This is a genomic window from Ruegeria sp. YTSA168 (genome assembly GCF_059610045.1).
This window is the reverse complement of sequence record NZ_JBXWMW010000003.1, coordinates 335,335-355,319: the sequence shown is the minus strand read 5'-3', so window position 1 is coordinate 355,319 and position 19,985 is coordinate 335,335. Positions and strand designations below refer to the sequence as shown.

Here is a 19,985-nt window from a genome sequence, read left to right as displayed (position 1 = left end):
TTACAGCGCGTCCGAGCCGGTTTCGCCGGTACGGATGCGGATGGCTTGCTCAACGGGCGAAACAAAGATTTTACCGTCGCCTATCTTGTCGGTTTTTGCGGCCGAAACGATGGATTCGATGGCTGCATCAACCTGATCGTCGTCCAGCACCACCTCGACCTTCACCTTGGGCAGGAAGTCGACCACATATTCAGCACCACGGTACAGTTCCGTGTGACCTTTCTGGCGGCCAAAGCCCTTAACCTCGATCACGCTGAGGCCCTGGACGCCAACGTCCTGCAATGCCTCTTTCACTTCGTCCAGTTTGAACGGCTTGATGATCGCTTCGATCTTTTTCATCCCGGCTCACCTCGCATGGTTGTCAGAACCGCAGTGATCACGTCTAAATCAGGGGGGCAATGTGATTGCGGATTTGGCCTGTGCTGGATGAAGTGAAATCTAGGCATAGGTTATATTTTGCGCATGTTGCACAAAAAATAATCGAAATTGAATCGCGCGAGGGTTCGGGATGGTGGAATTGCTGACAGCGGCGCAAATGAGGGCGGTTGAGCAGTCGGCTATCGAGTCCGGTAAAGTCACCGGACTGGAATTGATGGAGCGCGCCGGACAGGGCGTTGTTGAGGCGATCTTCGAGGAATGGCCGGAGTTGAAGGATCGAGGAGCCAGCCCGTCGCCATCGGGTGTTCGAACCGATGGCGCAAACGATCAAGACCGCTCCCCGAGATATTTGGGGCCAGATGAAGGGGATCCCCTGCGTGCGGTGGTTCTGTGCGGGCCGGGGAACAATGGCGGTGACGGGTTTGTGGTCGCGCGGTTGCTGAAGGAGCGGGGTTGGGAAGTTGAGGTATTTCTGTATGGCGATCCAGAGAAGCTGCCGTCGGATGCACGGGTGAATTACAAGCGGTGGGCAAGTATCGGAGAAGTGTACCCCCCATCAGAGTTACCAGCTCATACACGCCTTAAGTTGATCGATGTTTTTGCTAAGTCGGAAGTTCCAACGGTGATCGTTGATGCTGTGTTCGGTACGGGGCTGTCAAAGCCGCTGCCAAACAACATTTTTGAGTTCGATATGCTTATGCAAAACCTGATGTCACATGAGAACATCAAACGCGTGGCCGTCGATGTTCCTTCGGGTCTATGTTCGGATAGCGGAAAGCAAATTGGACACAGCTATAGCGCAGAATTGGTTGTTTCGTTTCAGGCTTTGAAGGTTGGTCATTTTCTTGGAATGGGGCCTGATCTTTGCGGAAAAGCGGTCGTTAGATCTATCGGCCTTGGAAGCTGCGAACTGTCTGAAAGCGATTCATATCTGGTGCAGTTGACCCAAGTCGATGCGAAGGCGGACGGTTACGTTTCTTCGGACCCGCGAGAACTCGTCAAGTTTGTGTTGTCACACAAATACACCCACGGCCACGCTCTAGTCCTCTCCGGCGGGCCCGGCAAAACCGGAGCGGCACGGTTGGCGGCGCGGGGGGCTTTGCGGATCGGGGCGGGGTTGGTGACGCTGGGCGTTCCTCCATCGGCGCAGATGGAGGTTGCGGCGCAGGTGACAGCCATCATGTTGCAGCGGATTGACGATGCAAACGGCTTGTCCGAGCTGTTGCAGGACGAGCGGCTAAACGCTTTATGCCTTGGTCCCGGTTTGGGGCTGGAGCGTGCGCGCGAACTTGTGCCGCTTGCCTTGGAAGCCGGGCGCGCAACGGTTTTGGACGCGGATGCTTTGACCACTTTTGCGGATGACCCTTCGACGTTGTTAACCCAGCTGCACGAGAACTGCGTGCTGACGCCACACGGGGGCGAGTTCGCGCGTTTGTTTCCGGACATCTCGGACAAACTAAACGCTGTGCCAACCAAAGGCCCGGCCTATTCCAAGGTTGATGCGACGCGAGAGGCTGCCAAACGGGCAGGGTGCGTTGTGCTGTTCAAAGGGCCAGACACGGTGATTGCCGACCCGAACGGGCGATGCTCGATCAATGCCGCAGTTTACGAGCGCGCGGCCCCTTGGCTGGCAACAGCGGGGTCGGGCGATGTACTGGCCGGGTTTATCGCTGGTTTGCTTGCGCGCGGTTTTGGCCCAATGCAGGCCGCAGAAAGCGCGGCCTGGCTGCATGTGGAGTGTGCCCGACAGTTTGGGCCAGGTCTGATCGCCGAAGACTTGCCAGAACAACTTCCTGCCGTGTTCCGGGCGCTGGAAATGTAACGACGATCAGCGGGTTTTCGCCGAGAACACTGAGAAATTGCACGTTCACAGTGCAGCTGACGGCAGAGCGCTGCTCTGGGAATTGCAAGACACGAGGCGAAGGTGCAAACGTGCCCTGGTGGATCAAAAGATACGCCACGCAATTCCTAGTTTATGATCAAAACAATAATGACGCCCACCTATGTGGGATTAGGCAGCTGAATCGACGGCGGGCGATCCGGAAACCCCATCACAGGAAACACATGTTTTTGTGATTGTCTGGGCAGTACCAGAACCTAAGCCATTGATGGTGATTGATATGAACTCTTATTTCAAACCAACGTCCGCTGCGGCCCTTGTGGTCACAGCCACTGCCACCTCGGCAATCGCCGAATTGAAGTATGAAAACAACAGTGGCGGCTATGTCGAACTGTACGGTCAGTTCAACCCGGCGCTTATCTCAGTCGATGATGGGCAGGAAACCGAAACCCGCGTGCTGGACAATGATCTGTCCAACAGCCGGGTTGGCCTGCGTCTGATGCAGCCCTTTGGGACCAACGAATTCATGTTCCGGTTTGAAACCGCGCTGGGCCTGCCAAATTCTGCCGAAGCAGATCAGTTTGGCACCAACTCGGAAGGTTGGTCACGCGAAGATATCCGGCATGTGGATTTTGCGCTGAAGGGCGGCTGGGGTAAATTCTCGGCTGGACAGGGCAGTATGGTTTCTGATGGCGCGTCCGAGGTGGACCTGTCCTATGTTGGAACTGCCCTCTACTCGTTCACGAATGATGAAAACTCGAGCTTCTTCTATCGGGGCACCGATGGTGTTCTGAGCGACATTACCGTCGGCGATTCGAGCAGCAACTTTGACGGCTCGCGCCGTGGCCGCGTTCGGTATGATACGCCCAGTTTCAACGGATTTTCGGCAGGTATCGCATATGGTCAGAACATCCTGTCCAGCAGCGATGATGATGACTATTTCGACGTGGGTGTGAATTATGAGAATACGCTCGCCGGTGGTATCGAGCTTGCGGCGGGCTTGGCTTATGCGGTTCGGTCGCGCGATGACAATTCAGGGGATCGCAAGGATACCATCGGGTCAGCCTCGATTCTGTTGCCCAGCGGGTTTGGCTTTACCTTTGCGGCCGGTACCCGAGACGATGAACGCAGCGGGTCGTCAGACCCCAGCTTCTGGTATGGGAAGCTGTCTTATGAAGGCGATTGGATCGCCTGGGGAAAGACCGGTGTAGGCATCGACTACTATGATGGTTCAGATTTTGAAACCGACGGCTCCAGCACCGAATCCTGGGGGATCGCCTTGGTGCAGCGGATCGACAGCATCAACACGGATGCTTACCTAAAATACCGCAGTCACGACTTTGACGATGGTACATCGTTTGACAAAAACGAGGCCTGGGTATTGGGCGCACGTTGGAGGTTTTGATTTAATCACCCCACGTGGATTTGAAGCGCCCCGGTCAGATCCGGGGCGTTTTTTGAACGGATGCAGCGCAAATGAAGCGTGTTCCGGCCTTTGCCCCCTTGCACGCGGGCGGCTGTGCAAATAGAAGGCGTCAAATTTGCCCGGCGCGCCCGTGTTGCGCGCCCCGAATCCTATGGGGACTACCACAATGCAGGTTACCGAGACGCTGAACGAAGGTCTGAAACGCGGCTACAACATCGTTGTGACCGCAGCCGAACTGGACGACAAGGTCAACGAAAAACTGACCGAAGCGCAGCCCGAAGTCGAGATGAAGGGGTTCCGCAAAGGCAAGGTGCCGATGGCGCTGCTGAAAAAGCAGTTTGGCCAGCGTCTGTTGGGCGAAGCCATGCAGGAAACCATCGACGGTGCGATGAACAAGCACTTTGAAGACAGTGGCGACCGTCCTGCGTTGCAGCCCGAGGTAAAGATGACCAATGAGGACTGGAAAGAAGGCGACGACGTCGAAGTTGCGATGTCTTACGAAGCCCTGCCCGAGATCCCAGAGGTTGATCTGAAATCAGTTGAGCTGGAAAAGCTGGTTGTCAAAGCTGATGACGCAGCCGTCGAAGAAGCGCTGAACAACCTGGCTGAAACCGCGCAGGACTTCAAAGCGCGCCGCAAGGGTTCGAAAGCCAAGGACGGCGATCAGATCGTGTTCGACTTTGTCGGTAAGGTCGATGGCGAAGAGTTCGAAGGTGGCTCGGCCGAGGATTACCCGCTGGTTCTGGGCTCGAACAGCTTTATCCCCGGCTTTGAAGAGCAGCTGGTTGGCGTGAAGGCCGAAGAAGAAAAGGACGTGAACGTCACTTTCCCGGAAGAATACGGTGCGGAGCACCTGGCCGGAAAAGATGCGGTTTTCAGCTGCACAATCAAAGAAGTGAAAGAACCGGTTGCCGCTGAGCTGAATGACGAGCTGGCCAAGAAATTCGGTGCCGAAGATCTGGAAGCCCTGAAAGGTCAGATTTCTGAGCGTCTGGAAGCTGAATATGCTGGCGCTTCGCGCGCTGTTATGAAACGCGGCCTGCTGGATGTGCTGGACGAGAAAGTCTCGTTTGACCTGCCCCCGTCCTTGGTTGAGGCCGAGGCCAAGCAGATCGCGCATCAGTTGTTCCACGAAGAAAACCCCGACGTCGAAGGCCACGACCACGGTGAGATTGAACCGACCGACGAACACAACAAGCTGGCCGAGCGCCGTGTGCGTCTGGGTCTGTTGCTGGCCGAACTGGGCCAGAAGGCCGAGGTTGAAGTGACCGACGCTGAGATGACTCAAGCCATCATGAACCAGGCGCGTCAGTACCCGGGTCAGGAACGCCAGTTCTTTGAGTTCGTGCAGCAGAATGCTCAGATGCAGCAGCAGCTACGCGCGCCGATCTTCGAGGACAAGGTTGTCGACTATGTGTTCGAACTGGCCACAGTTGCGGACAAGGAAGTCAGTAAGGACGATCTGCAAAAGGCCGTTGAGGCACTGGAAGAGGAATAATCCTCTTTCCCCCTTTGTGGGGGCTAAAATAGAGCGGAGCCGCCTCTGCACAGGGCGGCTCCGCGTGGGTGGCTTTTGTATTATGAGGTGAGGGGGTCAGGCCTCATGAGCAAAAGCACGGGGGGTATGTAGCAGAGCGTTTCTTTGCTCTGGCGTGAAGGTATCGGTCAGCGTCTCGATCAACCGAAGAACATCCTGACGTTCTTCTTCGGTGCGCGCTGCGCTCATCTGCTCGACAAAGTACTTCTCAAGATCAGTGAGCGGTTTGTGGTCGCGGTTCGCAGGCTGTTTCTCGACCAGTTTTTTCGAGTTGAACAGCGCCAGCGCTTCTTCTTCTTCAAGGAACACATTCTCGCGGATCCCGGCGAAGTCGCGAATGCCCTGGATGCGTTCGTCTGTACAATCCAGCAGCGCGGCCAGCGCCGACACTTTGCCCATTGGAACGGTCTTTCCCACATAGTCGTAAGGTGCACAGTTCGAGCGTTTCAGAACCCGATCCATGACTGGATCAATGACGGTGATAATGTCATCCATACCGGCATTTTTGGCGTATTCGAGTGAGCCAATCATCAGTTCGCAGGTAGCGTAAGAAACCGAGTTCTTCTCTTTCCCGCGGCTGAGCCGTTGCGTGTCGACGCAGAAGCGGGTGGATTCCCACATTCTTGCGCTGCGGATCGGTGCTTCGCCGTCGAGAATGGCCGAGAAGACGTCAGCCAGCATGTGAGGTCCGGTGGTCTGTAGGGCACGCACGGCTGCGACGACATTCCCCCCGTCGTCGAGTCCGATTACATATGCCGGGTCCAGATGATCAAATTCGTCGATCTCTTTTCCATCTTCGATATTTACATCCCAGCCGAGGCGTCCGCCAAAAACGCGTGCACGCAGCTGGAACATTTCGTCGAGAACTTCGCCGAACAGGTGTCTGTTCAGCCCATCAACAACAACAATCATTTTTTCCCCCTTCGAGTGGTTGTTCGGTAAACTAGACGTTACCGTTTTGCTGGGGGTTTTCTATTGGGGGTTTCCCGTATTTTGACGGAATTTTGGGTTTTTTGTGTCTAACTAGGCGTAATCAGACCAATGGCTATAGCCCGACCAACCGCTTGCGGCGTGGTCAAAGCGCTCAGCTTTTCGCGGCTGGAGCGCAGGTGCACTTCGACAGTGCGGTGCGAGATTGACAGAATATCGCCGATATCTTGTTGTGATTTGCCTGCTGCAACCCATTGCAGGATCTCGACCTCGCGGGTTGAGAGATTGGGGTGGTAGAGCGCGCTAGTGAGTTCGTCGGATGACACGACATGGTCGTGAATATGGACTGCCATGGATTGCAGGTCGCCGATCACATGGGTGTAGAGCTTGCGCCACTCGTCCTTGCTGCAGTCGCGCGAGGCGCTCAGCAGCCCTATATCCCCGAACGGCCCGCGTACCGGTATCGTAACGCCTTGGTTTGATATGCCAAATTCACTGGCATCATTGAACATGCGCTGGAATTCAGGGCCACGTTCCAAGCGGCTCCAATCCACGGGCGCGATACTGCGGCGGGCCATGTGGATTGTCGGGTCGATCATGATCAACCCCTGGTTCTGGTAATGTTCGGTCCAGGCATCATCATAGGTTACGAAGCCCGCAACTGTACCAGACGCAGGATTCATGCCTGCATAGGCGGCATGATCCATATCATGCTTTTCGCACACTTGTTTGAGAAACTCGGTGTACCGAGTTTCTGCATCCGGCAGAGTGCTCAGATCAACAATTTCCATGCGGCGTCTACCAACTGCGGCCCATCCCACAGGTCCGATGGTGTTGTCGGACCAGTAGTAAACTTAGAGCGGAACCCAAATTACCTCACCAAGAAAACACAACATACTTTTGGGAATATGACAAGGCGAGGTGCCAATTGTCTGCACATTTGAGTATAACTTGCGTAGACTAGAACATTTTTATCACTATCACCAAATTTCCAAACCACAGGCCGTGTTCGGGATTTGGAACGGTGTCAGGGTGCCGATTTTAAGCCGGTTTCAACCAGCATTCCGCGCGCTTTCGCTTCGGGATAAAAGCCTTTTGCGTACAGGAAAATCGCCCGTTTCTGGTCGCCATCGGACAGTAGCCACGCGCCCCGCAGGTACTTTCCTGCGAACTCCAGATTGGTATCCGCATCCAGAAGACCCTGAGCGTTGCCCTGATAGCCCATTGAGCGCGCTGTGGCCGGCAGGATCTGCAACAGGCCGTAATAGGGCCGGTTCACGGCCCAGGGCCTGTGCGTGCTTTCACGGATTGCCAGCTTATGCACCAGATCGCGAGGCAGCTCGTAATAATCGGCCCATTTGTTGATCGATGCGCGCAGTTCTGGCGTCTCATTGGGGTAGAGCGGAGGATCGAATGCTTCGGTGTCGTTGCGCGATACCTCGGCGCCGCTACACGCACTGAGGGCCGAGATTGCGATCAACGTGATGAGGCCACGACGGGAGAAGATTGCCATTAATGTACTCCAAACTCAGAAACGCGATGATATGGATCGCATTGGGTGTCGCAACCGTATCGGCGAATTTGGGCTGAATTTTGCTGGTTGGAAACAAAAAAGGGCCGCGCGGAAGGCGCAGCCCTTTGATGCGTTCAGCGTGGCCTGATCAGGCTTTTGCGTCGTCTTCTTCAGCAGCGGGTGCTGCGTCAGATGCTAGGTCGTCATCATCCGATGCGGCCGAGCCGATATCGTCGAACAATTCGGCGATTTCGAATTCAGCAGCGGCTTCTTCTTCAGCGGCCAGTTCCTGAATCGATTTGCCCGAAGCTTGCAGTTCGGCTTCTTCTTCCGAACGGGCAACGTTCATCTTGATCTCGACTTCAACCTCAGGATGCAGTTTGACTGCGACCGAGTGCAGACCCAGTTCCTTGATCGGAGCGATCAGGGCAATCTGTTTCTTGTCGACAGTGAAGCCAGCCTCAGTCGCGGCGTCGGCGGCGTCACGCGGGGTGACCGAGCCGTACAGCGCGCCAGCATCCGATGCCGAGCGAATCACGATGAACTGCTGACCGTCCAGCTTTTCAGCCAGTGCTTCAGCTTCTTTCTTGGTTTCCAGGTTGTGCGCTTCAAGCTGCGCCTTGCGGGCTTCGAACGACGCGATGTTGGCGTTTGATGCGCTCAGGGCTTTGCCTTGGGGCAGCAGGAAGTTGCGGGCGTAACCGGACTTGACGTCAACGACGTCGCCCATCTGACCCAGTTTCGCAACGCGTTCCAGAAGGATAACTTGCATGTCAATCTCTCCTTACTTCACGGCGTAGGGCAGCAGGGCGAGGAAGCGGGCGCGCTTGATAGCACGGGCCAGTTCACGCTGCTTTTTTGCCGAAACGGCGGTGATGCGCGAAGGTACGATCTTGCCACGCTCAGAGATGTAGCGCTGCAGAAGACGAGTGTCTTTGTAGTCGATTTTCGGCGCGTTCTCACCCGAGAACGGGCAGACCTTGCGGCGGCGGAAAAATGGTTTTGCGGCCATGGTTTATGTCCTTTCGTCAGGCGTTGATCAACGGCGCTCGCGGCGGCCTTCGCGCTCATCGCGCTTTTGCATCTGGACCGAGGGGCCCTCGGCATGCTCGTCGACCTTGATGGTCAGAACGCGCATTACGTCATCATGCAGGCGCATCAGGCGCTCCATTTCCTGAACGGCGCCGGCGGGGGCGTCGGTCTTCAGGAAAGAGTAGTGACCCTTGCGGTTCTTGTTGATCTTGTAGGCCATTGTCTTAACGCCCCAGTACTCGCTGTCGATGACGTTGCCGCCATTGTCAGCCAGAACGGTGCCGAAGTGTTCGACAAGGCTTTCTGCCTGCGCGTTGGACAGATCCTGACGCGCGATCATTACATGCTCATACAGTGGCATGTTCACTCCTGTTTATATCAAGGCGCATTTCAAAGGCGGGGCCATCTGGTCCTTCGCGACCCTGCCACGAGAGGCTGCGCGATTCATGCTTAGTGCGAAGGATGGCCCCGTATACACGTTTCCGCGTGCGGGGCAAGGCCTGCCTTAGGTGCCTTGGTGAAGCCGCCCAAATTCCTTTGCTGTGCCCAATTCCTGACGCTTTTCGGCTCAAAGTTGTTTACCAAGCCGGGGAGGACCCGGAAAGCAAAGCCGAGTAAAGGCGACCTATTCAGGGTGAACATGTTATGACCGCGATGAACACAAATACACTTGCCAAGCAGACATCCGGCGCAAGCTTTGAGCATTCGGTACCGGTAAAGATCGCGTTCAAGGCGAATTGGCAGGCGCGGGTCATTCTGGCCCGCGTTGTGGGCGCGTTTCTGATTGTTTCGGCCTTCTCCATGTGGCTGATGCCAGGGTCAGTGATTGGCGCCGAGGTCTGGCCGATCAAGCTGGCCGCATCCATGTTGTTCCTGATTGTCGGGGTCAGCCTGTTGACGATCGAATTGATGGACCCACGTCCAGACGCCTATTTTGATCCAATCCGTCGCGAAGTGCGCATTCTGCAAAAGAATGAAAACGGTCGCCCACAGACCGTGCTGCGCCGCAGCTATGATACCCTGGGCGGAGCTCGTTTCGACGACGATGAAGTGGAACTCTATGACGTCGACGGTAGTCTTTTGATGAAGCTGCCCCTGCAATCGGCGGATGTTAGCCGAGCGCTCAAAGCGCAATTGAGCCAAACAGTAACAATTTTCGCCTGATTTTTATTCTGTTCAAAAAGGCACAGAGTTTGTGAATCAAAACTACTTGTGTGCCGCCCTTAGGCGGCACATTTTTGTTTCCGAGCAAACGTACTAGTTTGCATAGTGTTCACAAACCCGGAGACTGTCATGAAATCCACACTTCTTGCCGCCGCGATTGCACTGTCGGCGACCTCAGCGTTCGCCAGTGCCGAGAAATATGTTCTGGATCCAAGCCACAGCCAAGTGATCTTTAGCTATAACCACCTGGGCTTCTCGACCACCTATGGCATGTTCTCGGGCTTTGAGGGCGAGATCATGTTTGATCAGGAAAACCCTGCTGCCTCGACTGTGTCGGTATCCATGCCTGTGATGTCGATGTTCACTGGATGGGAAGCGCGGTCGGATCACTTCATGACCGAAGATTTCTTTGGAGCCTCCGAGGGCGACATGGTCACCTTTGCCTCGACTGGTATTGAAATCACCGGGGATGACACTGCAAACATCACCGGCGACCTGACTATGAACGGTGTCACCAAATCGGTTGTTCTGGATGCAAAGCTGAACAAAGTGGATCAGCACCCAATGGCAAACAAGCCATGGGCAGGTTTCAACGCGACCACAACGCTCGTTCGCAGTGAGTTCGATCTGGGCCAGTTCGCCCCGTTCGTCAGCGATGAAGTGGAGGTTCAGATCTCGGTCGAAGCACAGAAAGCCGACTAAGATCTGATCTAACTTTGGAAACGAAACCGCCGGCGGCTTTGCCCCGGCGGTTTTTTTACTGCCTTATTCGCCCCGGATCGCAGTCATTTCAATCGCTACCGATACGGCAAAGGCCAGTGAATCTTCGGCTGGCATCGTCGCGCCGATATCGAAATCGAGACGGTTTAGCTCCAGCCGCCCTGAAACGGTAGCCGTGTTGTCCTGAAGTTCCAGGTCGAACGGCAAGACCACATCCATCGTTTTATCCCGAATGGTCAGTGGGCCGCGTGCCTCGTACCCGGTTTCGGTTTTATACAGGTCGGCTGCAAAACGCGCGGTTGGAAACTGGCTACTGTCAAAGAAATCGGCGCCCATCGCCTGATCCGTGACTGTTCCAAGGGTAAGCGATCCGATGGATACATTTACATCAACAGATCCCGCCAGGCCGGGTTCAGATGGGTCCTCAAAGGTAATGGCTGCTGTCCAATCCGCGAAACTGCCGGTGACCGGGCTGCCCAGCTGAGTGATCGTGATCGACAAACTGCCTTCCTGCACCTGCCAATCCGATTGCACCTCGGCCAGCTCGGTTGTGTCGGTATGTGCGTTGGAGTGATCCGCAAAGATGCCCATCATCCCCCCCCCGATCAGAACCGCGCCCCAGACGCAAAGCGCTGCGAAGGCGGGCAGGATGGAATGGTGCTGGGCCGGAGGCTCCGGGGCACCTGATTTGCCGGGCAACATCCGACGCAGGGTGCTGTCCTTATCAACCACATGGTGTTTCAAAGCGCCCATGATGTGCAGCGCCAAAGACCCTGCCAGAACCCAGATGAACAGCCAGTGTAGCCCGGCCGTTACCTCGGCCAGATAGGGTGATTTGGGGACATAGGGAAGATTTTGGCCAAAGGGCCAGAAGATCGGAGCAAACCCTTCGGCAGCGGCGTGATGTATCCAGCCCGTCAGCGGGACAAGAACCAGAGAGGCATAGAGCATCCAATGCACCGTCTCGGCGGCGAAGGCTTCGGGCCTGTTTTCGGCATTGAGCAGCCCGGGTTTGGTTTGCGAGACGGCCCAGAGGATGCGCCCCAGAGCGACAAAGAACACCGCGATCCCAATGGTCTTATGAATTGAGAACAACTGAGCAGCGCGGGCGATATCCTCTTCGGTAGTCGGGATAGCGGGATCGTAGATCGCATGGGCAAGTTGGTTGGCGAACCATCCCAAGGGAAGTGCTGTGAAAATCAGCAATGCTGTCAGCCAGTGAAAGGCTTTTGTGACGCTGCCATAGCTGGAGAAAGTGTTGCGTGCGGACATCGAACAGGGGCTCCGGATTAGGTTAGCTGCGTCCAACCTAAAGCCACAGCGTGCGCGCGCAAGTGACAGCTTGCGCACATTCATGGTGCCGTTATGCACCCTACTTGTGCCGCGCCGCGTGTCAGTTTACACCCCGCCGCAACCTAACGTCATCCATGAGGTTGCAATGACACGCGCGTTCGTTTTCCCGGGGCAGGGTGCCCAGACCATCGGAATGGGCAAAGCACTGGCCGAAGCCTATCCGGCCGCCCAAGCCGTTTTTGATGAGGTCGACGACGCGCTGGGCGAAAAGCTGAGCCATCTGATCTGGGAAGGCGACATTGCCGAGCTTACGCTGACCCAGAACGCGCAGCCCGCGCTTATGGCCACTTCGCTGGCCGCAATGCGCGCGTTGGAGGCTGAGGGTGTCGCTGTCACCGACGCGGCCTTTGTTGCGGGGCATTCGCTGGGCGAATACTCGGCGCTGGCGGCGGCGGGCGCTTTGTCGGTCGCCGATACCGCGCGCCTTTTGCGTAAGCGCGGTCAGGCGATGCAAAGCGCCGTTCCCGTCGGCGAAGGCGCGATGGCGGCGATCCTTGGTCTTGATCTGGATGGCGTGCGTTCAGTGGCTGAAGAAGCGGCACAAGGTGATGTTTGCCAAGCTGCCAATGACAATGACCCGACACAGGTTGTTGTCTCTGGTGCCAAGGCGGCGGTTGAGCGAGCGGCAGAGATTGCGAAAGAAAAGGGCGCAAAACGCGCGATTTTGTTGCCTGTAAGTGCTCCATTTCACTGTGCGCTGATGCAACCTGCTGCAGATGTAATGGCAGAGGCCCTGGCGGCGGTCGAGATCAAAGCTCCGGCAGTGCCTCTGGTCGCCAATGTGCGCGCCGAGGCGGTCTCGGACCCTGATCTGATCCGGCAGTTGCTGGTCGAACAGGTCACCGGTTCCGTGCGCTGGCGTGAAAGCGTGCAGTATATGGCGGCGCAAGGGGTGACCGAAACTTGGGAGATCGGTGCAGGCAAAGCGCTGTCCGGCATGGTGCGCAAAATCAACCGCGACATAGCCGGCAAGGCGGTCGGCACACCTGACGATGTCCAGAAGGCCATTGGCACCGAATCGTAAGCATAGAATGCGCCCGCAAGGGCGCCTCACGAGGAAAACAGAATGTTTGATTTGACTGGTAAGAATGCGCTGATCACGGGCGCGTCAGGCGGGATCGGAGGCTACATTGCGCGCGCGCTGCATGGTGCGGGCGCTACGGTTGGCCTGTCCGGCACACGGGTAGAGCCCTTGCAAGCGCTTGCAGACGAGTTGGGCGAGCGTGCGCATGTCCTGCCCTGCAACCTGAGTGATCCCGAGTCTGTTGTGGCGTTGCCGAAACAGGCAGCAGAGGCCATGGGATCGGTGGATATTCTGGTCAACAATGCCGGGATCACCCGCGACAATCTGTTCATGCGCATGACCGATGAGGAATGGCAGAGCGTAATTGATGTGAACATGACCGCCACAATGAAGCTGTGCAAAGGCGTGATCCGTGGGATGATGAAAGCGCGCTGGGGGCGGATCGTGAATATTTCATCTGTTGTCGGCGCGATTGGTAATCCAGGGCAGGCGAACTATGCGGCGTCCAAGGCCGGAATGGTGGGTTTTTCCAAAGCACTTGCGCATGAGGTTGCAACGCGGGGGATCACTGTTAACGCGGTTGCACCCGGCTTTATTACGACAGCAATGACTGAAAAGCTGACCGATGATCAGAAGGCCGGTTTGCTACAGCAGGTTCCGGCGGGGCGCATGGGCGATCCCGAGGAAATCGCGGCGGCGGTTCTTTATCTGGCCAGCCCCGAAGCGGGCTATGTCACTGGAAGCACCTTGCATGTGAATGGCGGTATGGCCATGTTGTGAGCGCATAGCAGGGCGGGCGCGAAAGCGTTTGCCTTGTGCGCCGACTATGTTATAGGCGGCGCATCTATGCAGAGGCCGGTTGTTCAGATCGGCCTTCTACTTTCCCGGTCAACCGGGACTCAAACCGCCCGGAATGGGCAAACTAAGGCCAGCCTGAGCGGGCAAGGGCAGAACCGGGCAAACCGCCCTGAATAGGAATGAGGAATAGACATGAGCGACGTCGCAGATCGCGTAAAGAAGATCGTTGTTGAGCACCTGGGTGTTGAAGAAGATAAAGTCGCGGAAAACGCGTCCTTCATCGACGATCTGGGCGCAGACAGCCTGGACACTGTTGAGCTGGTTATGGCCTTCGAAGAAGAGTTCGGCATCGAGATCCCTGATGACGCAGCCGAGACCATCCAGACCTTCGGCGACGCGGTCAAATTCATCAGCGAAGCGTCTTAAGCGTTTCATTTCTGATCGAAAGCGGCGCTTCCGGGCAACGGAGGCGCCGTTTTTTATTGTCTGCCCGCAATTCTGTCTTGCGTCAGTGCTTTTTGCTGAGCACTGTTTCCATTGAGGCATAATTCCAAGTGGGCAGGCTATGATAAGATCCACTCCCATGATCAATACGGCGCGGCTGACATTATGCGCAATGCGGCCCGAGGATTTCGAGCGCTTTGCCGAAATCTGGCGTGATCCCTGTGTGGTCGAACATATCGGCGGCTCGCCCCGGTCACGTGGGGAATCCTGGGATTCGTTTTTGCGAAATGCCGGGCATTGGCAAATGGCTGGCTTTGGCCAGTGGGGCATTCTGCAGCAATCGAATCGCAAGCTGATTGGTCAGGCCGGGTTCTTCTACGGAAACCGGGGCCTGGGTGAGGATTTTGATGCCTATCCCGAAGCGGGCTGGGTGTTGGCCACCGAGGCACAGGGGCAGGGGTTGGGGTATGAAGCGGCACTGGCCGCGCATGACTGGTTTGATCGGATCATGCCGGGCGTTTTGGTCGCCATGGTGAATGCGGCCAATGAGTCTTCGCAGAAGCTGGCTAAGAAGCTTGGATATGTGCGCATGCGCGCGGCGCAGTTTAACGGCACCGATGTTCACCTTTTGCGCCGCAACGGCCCCCCTGCGCGGGCATAAATTCGCCGAAACCCGGGTATGCCGCAAAACGACTAAACTGTGCCGATCCCAGTCGAACGGGCGCGGTTCCTGTCGTTATGCTACACTCTGTCTTAGAGCGATTGGGCGAAGGAGCGTGCTCATGAGGATTTACCCCACTATGGAATTGCAGAACGGCCGGTGCGTGACACTGGACAAGGGCCGTCTGGACGAGGCGATGATCTGGCACGTGAATCCGGTTGAAACGGCACGCGGCTGGTCGGCTGCGGGTGCAGAGTGGATGCATCTAACGGATTTCGATGCCATAGAAGGGCGCGACACCAATACCGAGCTGGTCGAGGAGCTGATCCGCACCGCTGAGATGCCGGTACAATTGGCCGGTGGCATGCGAAGCCGCGAGCAGATTGAAAACTGGATCGACAAAGGGGCGGGCCGGATCGTCATCGGAACCTTGGCAGCACGGGACCCGAATTTGGTGAAGGAATTGGCGAAACTCTACCCGGATCAGATCGTTCTGGCGGTAGATGTCTGGAAAGGGTTTGTCATGACCGAGGGGTGGCGCAGCCAAAGCGCGTTCACGCCCGAGGCGTTCATCGACGCGTTTGATGGCACACCCTTTGCCGCCATTCTTGTGACCGATATTGATAGCGATGTGGAAGATGTCGAAGCCCAGCTTGGGTTAATTTCCGGGCTGGCGCAGCATTCCCGGACACCGGTTATTGCCAGCGGGGTTGTGCGCACGGCGGACGATATCTCGCGCCTAAGCTACGTACCCAATATCGCTGGGGCCTTGGTGGGCCGGGCGCTGTTCCGCAAGACCGTGGACCTGCCAGATGTACTGGACGTTGCCGCATCGGCGCGGGAACCCGTCGCGCAGTTCCAGTAATACGGCGTAGATTGACAGCAAGGCGGTAAGTGGCATGCGCCGATTATCGCCTTGCTCTTGCCCCCGGACCCCGGGCCGGGGTATGAGCGTTTCTCATAACAGCAAGCAGGCAAGAGGCACTACATGCGCAGAGTCGTCGTAACCGGTCTGGGATTGGTCACTCCTTTGGCCAGCGGGGTCGAAGAAACCTGGTCGCGCCTGCTGGACGGTGAGTCCGGCGCAGGCCCCATCACGTTGTTTGATGCCGAAGCAAGCGGTGTCACCACGACATATGCATGCGAAGTTCCCCGTGGCGATGGAACAAACGGCACATTCAATCCTGACGATTGGATGCCGCCGAAAGAACAGCGTAAGATCGAAGACTTTATCCTATATTCCATCGCGGCGGCCGAGATGGCCTGCAAGGATGCAGACTGGACCCCGGAAGGTGAGGAAGATCGCCTGCGGACCGGGGTTCTGATTGGATCCGGGATTGGTGGTCTGGGCTCGATTGCCGAAACCGCCAATCTGATCCGTGACAAGGGCCCGCGCCGCGTGTCGCCTTTCTTTATTCCGGGCGCTCTGATCAACTTGGCTTCGGGTCAGGTGTCGATCCGGTTTGGGTTCAAGGGACCGAACCATTCTGTTGTGACCGCCTGTTCCACGGGGGCCCACGCGATTGGGGACGCCAGCCGGATCATCCGTGCAGGGGATGCGGATGTGATGATCGCTGGTGGTGGCGAAGGCTGTATTTGCGAGATCGGGATCGCCGGTTTCAACGCGTGTAAGGCGCTGTCGACCAAATATGCCGACGATCCGAAGAAAGCCAGCCGCCCGTATGATATCGACCGCGACGGGTTTGTCATGGGCGAAGGATCGGGCGTTGTGGTTCTGGAAGACTATGAACACGCCAAGGCGCGCGGTGCCAAGATTTACGCCGAGGTGCTGGGCTATGGCATGTCGGGTGACGCCTATCACATCACCGCGCCGTCCGAGGATGGGGACGGGGCCGAGCGTTCGATGAAGGCCGCCCTGCGCAGTGCAGGTCTTGAGCCGAAGGATCTGGACTATATCAACGCGCATGGCACATCGACCATGGCGGACACAATCGAACTTGGCGCGGTTGAGCGCCTGCTGGGTGATCATGCCGCGAATGCGACCATGTCCTCGACCAAATCGGCCACAGGCCACTTGTTGGGCGCTGCGGGCGCGATCGAGGCGATATTCTCGATCCTGGCGATCCGGGATCAGGTTGCCCCGCCGACGATTAACCTGGACAATCCGGCGGTCGAAACGCCCATCGATCTGGCGCCCAACGCGAAACGTGAGCGTGAGATCAACGTTGCCCTGTCTAATTCGTTCGGGTTTGGCGGCACCAATGCCAGCGTGATCTTCGGAAAGGTCAGTTAAATGTGGCGGGCCATTGCATCAAACGCGCTGACCATTCTGGTGGTTGGCCTGTTTCTGATGGGCGGTCTGATCTTGTGGGGCCAAACGCAGTACAAGGCCCAGGGCCCGCTGGAAACTGCGATCTGCCTGCAGGTCGCAGGCGGATCGAACATGACCCGTGTCAGCCGTGAGCTGGAAGATCAGGGCGCTATCAGCAGTGCAACGATCTTTCGTATGGCCGCGGATTACACCGACCGGTCGCAACAGTTGAAGGCTGGTAGCTTTCTGGTGCGCGAAGGTGCGTCGATGGAGGAGATTATCGACGAAATCACCAGCAGCGGGGCCAGCACCTGTGGGTCCGAGATTGAATACCGGATCGGTGTGACACGTGCACAGACGCGGGTGCGCGAGCTGAATCCGGCGACGCTGGATTTCGTTGAAATTGCGTCATTCGATGCGGCGGAAGAAGAAGCGCCAGAGGCTTACGCCGAGAAACGTGGCGAAGCGGATACTCGCTATCGTGTGTCGCTGGCCGAGGGTGTGACCTCGTGGCAGGTGGTCGAGGCGTTGAAGGGTTTTGAAGCGCTGAGCGGTGAGGTGACTGAAATTCCCGCCGAAGGGTCGTTGGCGCCGGACAGCTATGATGTCGCTGCCGGGCAGGATCGGAACGAGATCCTTCAGGCCATGCAGGACAAGCAGCAGCTGCGTATCAATGCCGCCTGGGAGAGCCGTCAGGACGGTCTGCCGCTGCAAAGCCCAGAGGAGATGTTGATCCTTGCGTCGATCATTGAGAAGGAAACCGGTGTTGCTAGCGAACGTGGGCAGGTAGCAAGCGTGTTTGTCAACCGCTTGAATCAGGGCATGCGGCTGCAAACGGACCCGACTGTGATCTATGGCGTCACCAAAGGGCAGGGGACGCTGGGGCGTGGGCTACGCCGCAGCGAATTGAACCGCCCAACACCTTGGAACACCTATCAGATCGATGGTTTGCCGCCGACACCAATTGCAAACCCCGGTCAGGCGAGCCTTGAGGCTGCCGTGTCTCCGGACAACACGGACTACATCTTCTTCGTTGCCGACGGCACCGGGGGCCACGCTTTTGCTGAGACATTGCAAGAGCACAACCGCAATGTCGCCAAATGGCGCGAGATTGAGGCCGAACGGAACTCAGGCAACTAACCCAGAACATAAAAAACAGCGCCGGTTAGGGCGCTGTTTTTTTGTCAGGATCATGCTGCCGGTTTGCGGCCGGGGCGCCGACGCTTGGATTGCGAGGGCTTTGACGTCCCATTGGCCGGTTTCGGCTTGAAGCCACGGCGTCTGTTGCCTTGTCGCCGACCGGGGCGTTCCACTTGTACAGCTTCAGGCATCGTTCCGCTGGCGACGGGGATGTCGATTTTCATCAGTTTCTGAATCTGACGTAGCAGATCAACTTCTTCCGGTGAGCAGAAAGCGATGGCCTCACCTTCCCGGCCAGCCCGTGCGGTGCGTCCGATGCGGTGGACATAGTTGTCGGGAACTTCAGGCAGATCGTAGTTGATCACATAGGCCACGCCCGGAATGTCGATCCCGCGTGCTGCCACATCGGTTGCGACCAATACGGTGGTCTCTCCGGCGCGGAAAGCTTTGATCGCGCGATCCCGCTGCCCCTGACTTTTGTTGCCATGGATCGAGGCTGCGTTGTAGCCATCTGCGACAAGGCCTTTCATCAGCTTCTCGGCCCCGTGTTTGGTGCGTGAGAAGACCAGGGTCAGCGCGTTCGTGTCCTTGGACAGGATTTCACGCAGTTTGCCAGGTTTTCCCGGTTTACTGACGAAATGCACCGATTGGGTGATCTTGTCCGCCGCCTTGCCCGGAGGCGAGACCTGCACACGCTGCGGGTCGGTCAGATAGGCCCGGCTAAGCTCTTCCATCTGCTTGGGCATGGTGGCCGAGAACAGCATGGTCTGGCGTGGAGTGCCCAGTGCGGGTGCGATCCTGCGCAGCGCGTGGATAAAGCCCAGGTCCAGCATCTGATCCGCCTCGTCCAGCACCAGATGGCGCACCGCGCCGAGGTCTACGGCGCCACGCTCCATCAGGTCGATCAGGCGGCCAGGGGTGGCGACGAGAACATCGGTTCCGCGCGCCAGAAAGGCGATCTGTTTGTTGATCGATTGGCCGCCCACAACAGTGGCAACGCGCAGTTTGGTCTTCTTGGTCAGATTGCGCAGGCTATCGGCGATCTGGTTCACCAACTCGCGCGTTGGGGCAAGGATCAGGGCCTTGGCGGTTTTGGGATCGGGCTTGCCCGGTTGGGCCAAGAGGTGATCGATCAAAGGCAGGCCAAACGCCAGCGTTTTGCCGGTTCCCGTTTGGGCCAGGCCGAGAATGTCATGCCCGTTCAGGGCCAATGGAATGGCCTGATTCTGGATCGGGGTCGGTTCAGAGAAGTTCGCGCGTTTCAGCGCGTCGTTTAGAGCTGGGGCCAGGCCCAGCATGTCAAAGTCGAACAATGTCTATCCTTTTTTCTCCCCTGCAAAACGCAGAAGGGAAGCATTTGAAACAGGTCACGCGGAAACCACGTAACCAGCAGGGTTTTGCGCAGCCTCGGGATACACAGGTGAATCCTGTGTCATCTGGCCGTCGCGTCAAGAACCCTGCGTGAATGGGAACTGGAGAGTGTTTATGGGGCGCTGTGGGGCGGTTAAGGCCCATCTGTGCTCACGCATCAGCGCTGATTGAAGGGCACATGCGGTGTTGCAACACGAATGTCAAGCCTTGGGCGCTGCTATTCATCCGGCGATGTGTTCTGAAGGATCGTCTGTGTGCCGAGACATTTGGGAGTACACTGGCATGGCTTTGCAGTTTGTACAGCGTAGTGCATTGGTCGGGCGCGTAGTATCCAAAGCGGCGATCTGAGTTCTGTAAATGAGTTAACAAAGCGTACGGTGCC

At 57.1% G+C, this 19,985-nt stretch carries 21 protein-coding genes; 12 read left to right on the top strand and 9 right to left on the bottom strand.

Annotated elements, in window-relative coordinates; translation table 11 throughout:
• Complete coding sequence (locus AC2FFE_RS08410; RefSeq protein ID WP_496846390.1) at positions 1-339, bottom strand: P-II family nitrogen regulator; 339 nt, start codon at positions 337-339, stop codon at positions 1-3.
• A gap of 169 nt (positions 340-508) precedes the next feature.
• On the opposite strand from AC2FFE_RS08410, the gene AC2FFE_RS08405 reads away from it, so the two are divergent.
• The 3 genes from AC2FFE_RS08405 (at position 509) to tig (ending at position 5,142) form a co-directional block, all read left to right on the top strand.
• A complete protein-coding gene (locus AC2FFE_RS08405; RefSeq protein ID WP_496846389.1) occupies positions 509-2,200 on the top strand; it encodes an NAD(P)H-hydrate dehydratase in 1,692 nt (563 codons plus the stop codon).
• A 298-nt stretch (positions 2,201-2,498) separates the two neighbouring features.
• Positions 2,499-3,623 carry a porin gene (locus AC2FFE_RS08400; RefSeq protein ID WP_496846388.1) on the top strand — a complete coding sequence of 375 codons (1,125 nt, stop codon included), beginning with the start codon at positions 2,499-2,501 and terminating at the stop codon, positions 3,621-3,623.
• Positions 3,624-3,810: 187 nt separating this feature from the next.
• Positions 3,811-5,142, top strand: a complete 1,332-nt coding sequence (tig, locus tag AC2FFE_RS08395) for a trigger factor (RefSeq protein ID WP_496846387.1) — start codon at positions 3,811-3,813, stop codon at positions 5,140-5,142.
• A gap of 96 nt (positions 5,143-5,238) precedes the next feature.
• Here tig and AC2FFE_RS08390 read toward each other — a convergent pair whose 3' ends face one another.
• From AC2FFE_RS08390 to rpsF, 6 genes are all read right to left on the bottom strand, one after another.
• A complete protein-coding gene (locus tag AC2FFE_RS08390; RefSeq protein ID WP_496846386.1) occupies positions 5,239-6,093 on the bottom strand; it encodes an acyl-homoserine-lactone synthase in 855 nt (284 codons plus the stop codon).
• A 107-nt stretch (positions 6,094-6,200) separates the two neighbouring features.
• Positions 6,201-6,902 (bottom strand): LuxR family transcriptional regulator, encoded by a 702-nt coding sequence (locus AC2FFE_RS08385; protein ID WP_496817415.1) that lies wholly within the window; start codon positions 6,900-6,902, stop codon positions 6,201-6,203.
• Between the two features lie 236 nt (positions 6,903-7,138).
• Positions 7,139-7,624: a transglycosylase SLT domain-containing protein gene (locus AC2FFE_RS08380; protein ID WP_496817416.1), complete on the bottom strand. Its 486-nt coding sequence runs from the start codon at positions 7,622-7,624 to the stop codon at positions 7,139-7,141.
• A 148-nt stretch (positions 7,625-7,772) separates the two neighbouring features.
• A complete protein-coding gene (gene rplI, locus AC2FFE_RS08375) occupies positions 7,773-8,396 on the bottom strand; it encodes a 50S ribosomal protein L9 (protein WP_496817417.1) in 624 nt (207 codons plus the stop codon).
• 12 nt (positions 8,397-8,408) lie between these two features.
• On the bottom strand, positions 8,409-8,636 hold the full coding sequence (gene rpsR, locus AC2FFE_RS08370; protein WP_005608650.1) for a 30S ribosomal protein S18: 228 nt from the start codon (positions 8,634-8,636) through the stop codon (positions 8,409-8,411).
• A 27-nt stretch (positions 8,637-8,663) separates the two neighbouring features.
• Positions 8,664-9,017, bottom strand: a complete 354-nt coding sequence (gene rpsF, locus AC2FFE_RS08365) for a 30S ribosomal protein S6 (RefSeq protein ID WP_170530602.1) — start codon at positions 9,015-9,017, stop codon at positions 8,664-8,666.
• A 284-nt stretch (positions 9,018-9,301) separates the two neighbouring features.
• On the opposite strand from rpsF, the gene AC2FFE_RS08360 reads away from it, so the two are divergent.
• Positions 9,302-9,820: a hypothetical protein gene (locus AC2FFE_RS08360; RefSeq protein WP_496817418.1), complete on the top strand. Its 519-nt coding sequence runs from the start codon at positions 9,302-9,304 to the stop codon at positions 9,818-9,820.
• A 129-nt stretch (positions 9,821-9,949) separates the two neighbouring features.
• The gene (locus AC2FFE_RS08355; protein WP_496817419.1) at positions 9,950-10,522 is read left to right on the top strand and encodes a YceI family protein; all 573 of its coding nucleotides are present in this window, start codon (positions 9,950-9,952) and stop codon (positions 10,520-10,522) included.
• Between the two features lie 63 nt (positions 10,523-10,585).
• Here AC2FFE_RS08355 and AC2FFE_RS08350 read toward each other — a convergent pair whose 3' ends face one another.
• Complete coding sequence (locus tag AC2FFE_RS08350; RefSeq protein ID WP_496817420.1) at positions 10,586-11,812, bottom strand: cytochrome b/b6 domain-containing protein; 1,227 nt, start codon at positions 11,810-11,812, stop codon at positions 10,586-10,588.
• A gap of 166 nt (positions 11,813-11,978) precedes the next feature.
• Here AC2FFE_RS08350 and fabD point away from each other — a divergent pair, with 166 nt between their 5' ends.
• The 7 genes from fabD (at position 11,979) to mltG (ending at position 18,232) form a co-directional block, all read left to right on the top strand.
• Entirely contained in the window at positions 11,979-12,917 is a 939-nt protein-coding gene (gene fabD, locus AC2FFE_RS08345; protein ID WP_496817421.1) for an ACP S-malonyltransferase, read from the top strand.
• Between the two features lie 42 nt (positions 12,918-12,959).
• Positions 12,960-13,697 (top strand): 3-oxoacyl-[acyl-carrier-protein] reductase, encoded by a 738-nt coding sequence (gene fabG / locus AC2FFE_RS08340; protein ID WP_496817422.1) that lies wholly within the window; start codon positions 12,960-12,962, stop codon positions 13,695-13,697.
• Positions 13,698-13,907: 210 nt separating this feature from the next.
• On the top strand, positions 13,908-14,141 hold the full coding sequence (locus AC2FFE_RS08335) for an acyl carrier protein (protein WP_008756330.1): 234 nt from the start codon (positions 13,908-13,910) through the stop codon (positions 14,139-14,141).
• 139 nt (positions 14,142-14,280) lie between these two features.
• Positions 14,281-14,820 (top strand): GNAT family N-acetyltransferase, encoded by a 540-nt coding sequence (locus tag AC2FFE_RS08330; RefSeq protein WP_496817423.1) that lies wholly within the window; start codon positions 14,281-14,283, stop codon positions 14,818-14,820.
• Between the two features lie 121 nt (positions 14,821-14,941).
• A complete protein-coding gene (locus tag AC2FFE_RS08325) occupies positions 14,942-15,685 on the top strand; it encodes a 1-(5-phosphoribosyl)-5-[(5-phosphoribosylamino)methylideneamino]imidazole-4-carboxamide isomerase (RefSeq protein ID WP_496817424.1) in 744 nt (247 codons plus the stop codon).
• 123 nt (positions 15,686-15,808) lie between these two features.
• Positions 15,809-17,074, top strand: coding sequence for a beta-ketoacyl-ACP synthase II (gene fabF / locus AC2FFE_RS08320; protein ID WP_496817425.1), 1,266 nt, complete (start codon positions 15,809-15,811; stop codon positions 17,072-17,074).
• On the top strand, positions 17,075-18,232 hold the full coding sequence (gene mltG / locus AC2FFE_RS08315) for an endolytic transglycosylase MltG (protein WP_496817426.1): 1,158 nt from the start codon (positions 17,075-17,077) through the stop codon (positions 18,230-18,232).
• Between the two features lie 50 nt (positions 18,233-18,282).
• Here the strand turns inward: mltG and AC2FFE_RS08310 are convergent, their stop codons facing one another.
• Positions 18,283-19,545 (bottom strand): DEAD/DEAH box helicase, encoded by a 1,263-nt coding sequence (locus tag AC2FFE_RS08310; protein WP_496817427.1) that lies wholly within the window; start codon positions 19,543-19,545, stop codon positions 18,283-18,285.
• Positions 19,546-19,985: the final 440 nt, after the last annotated feature.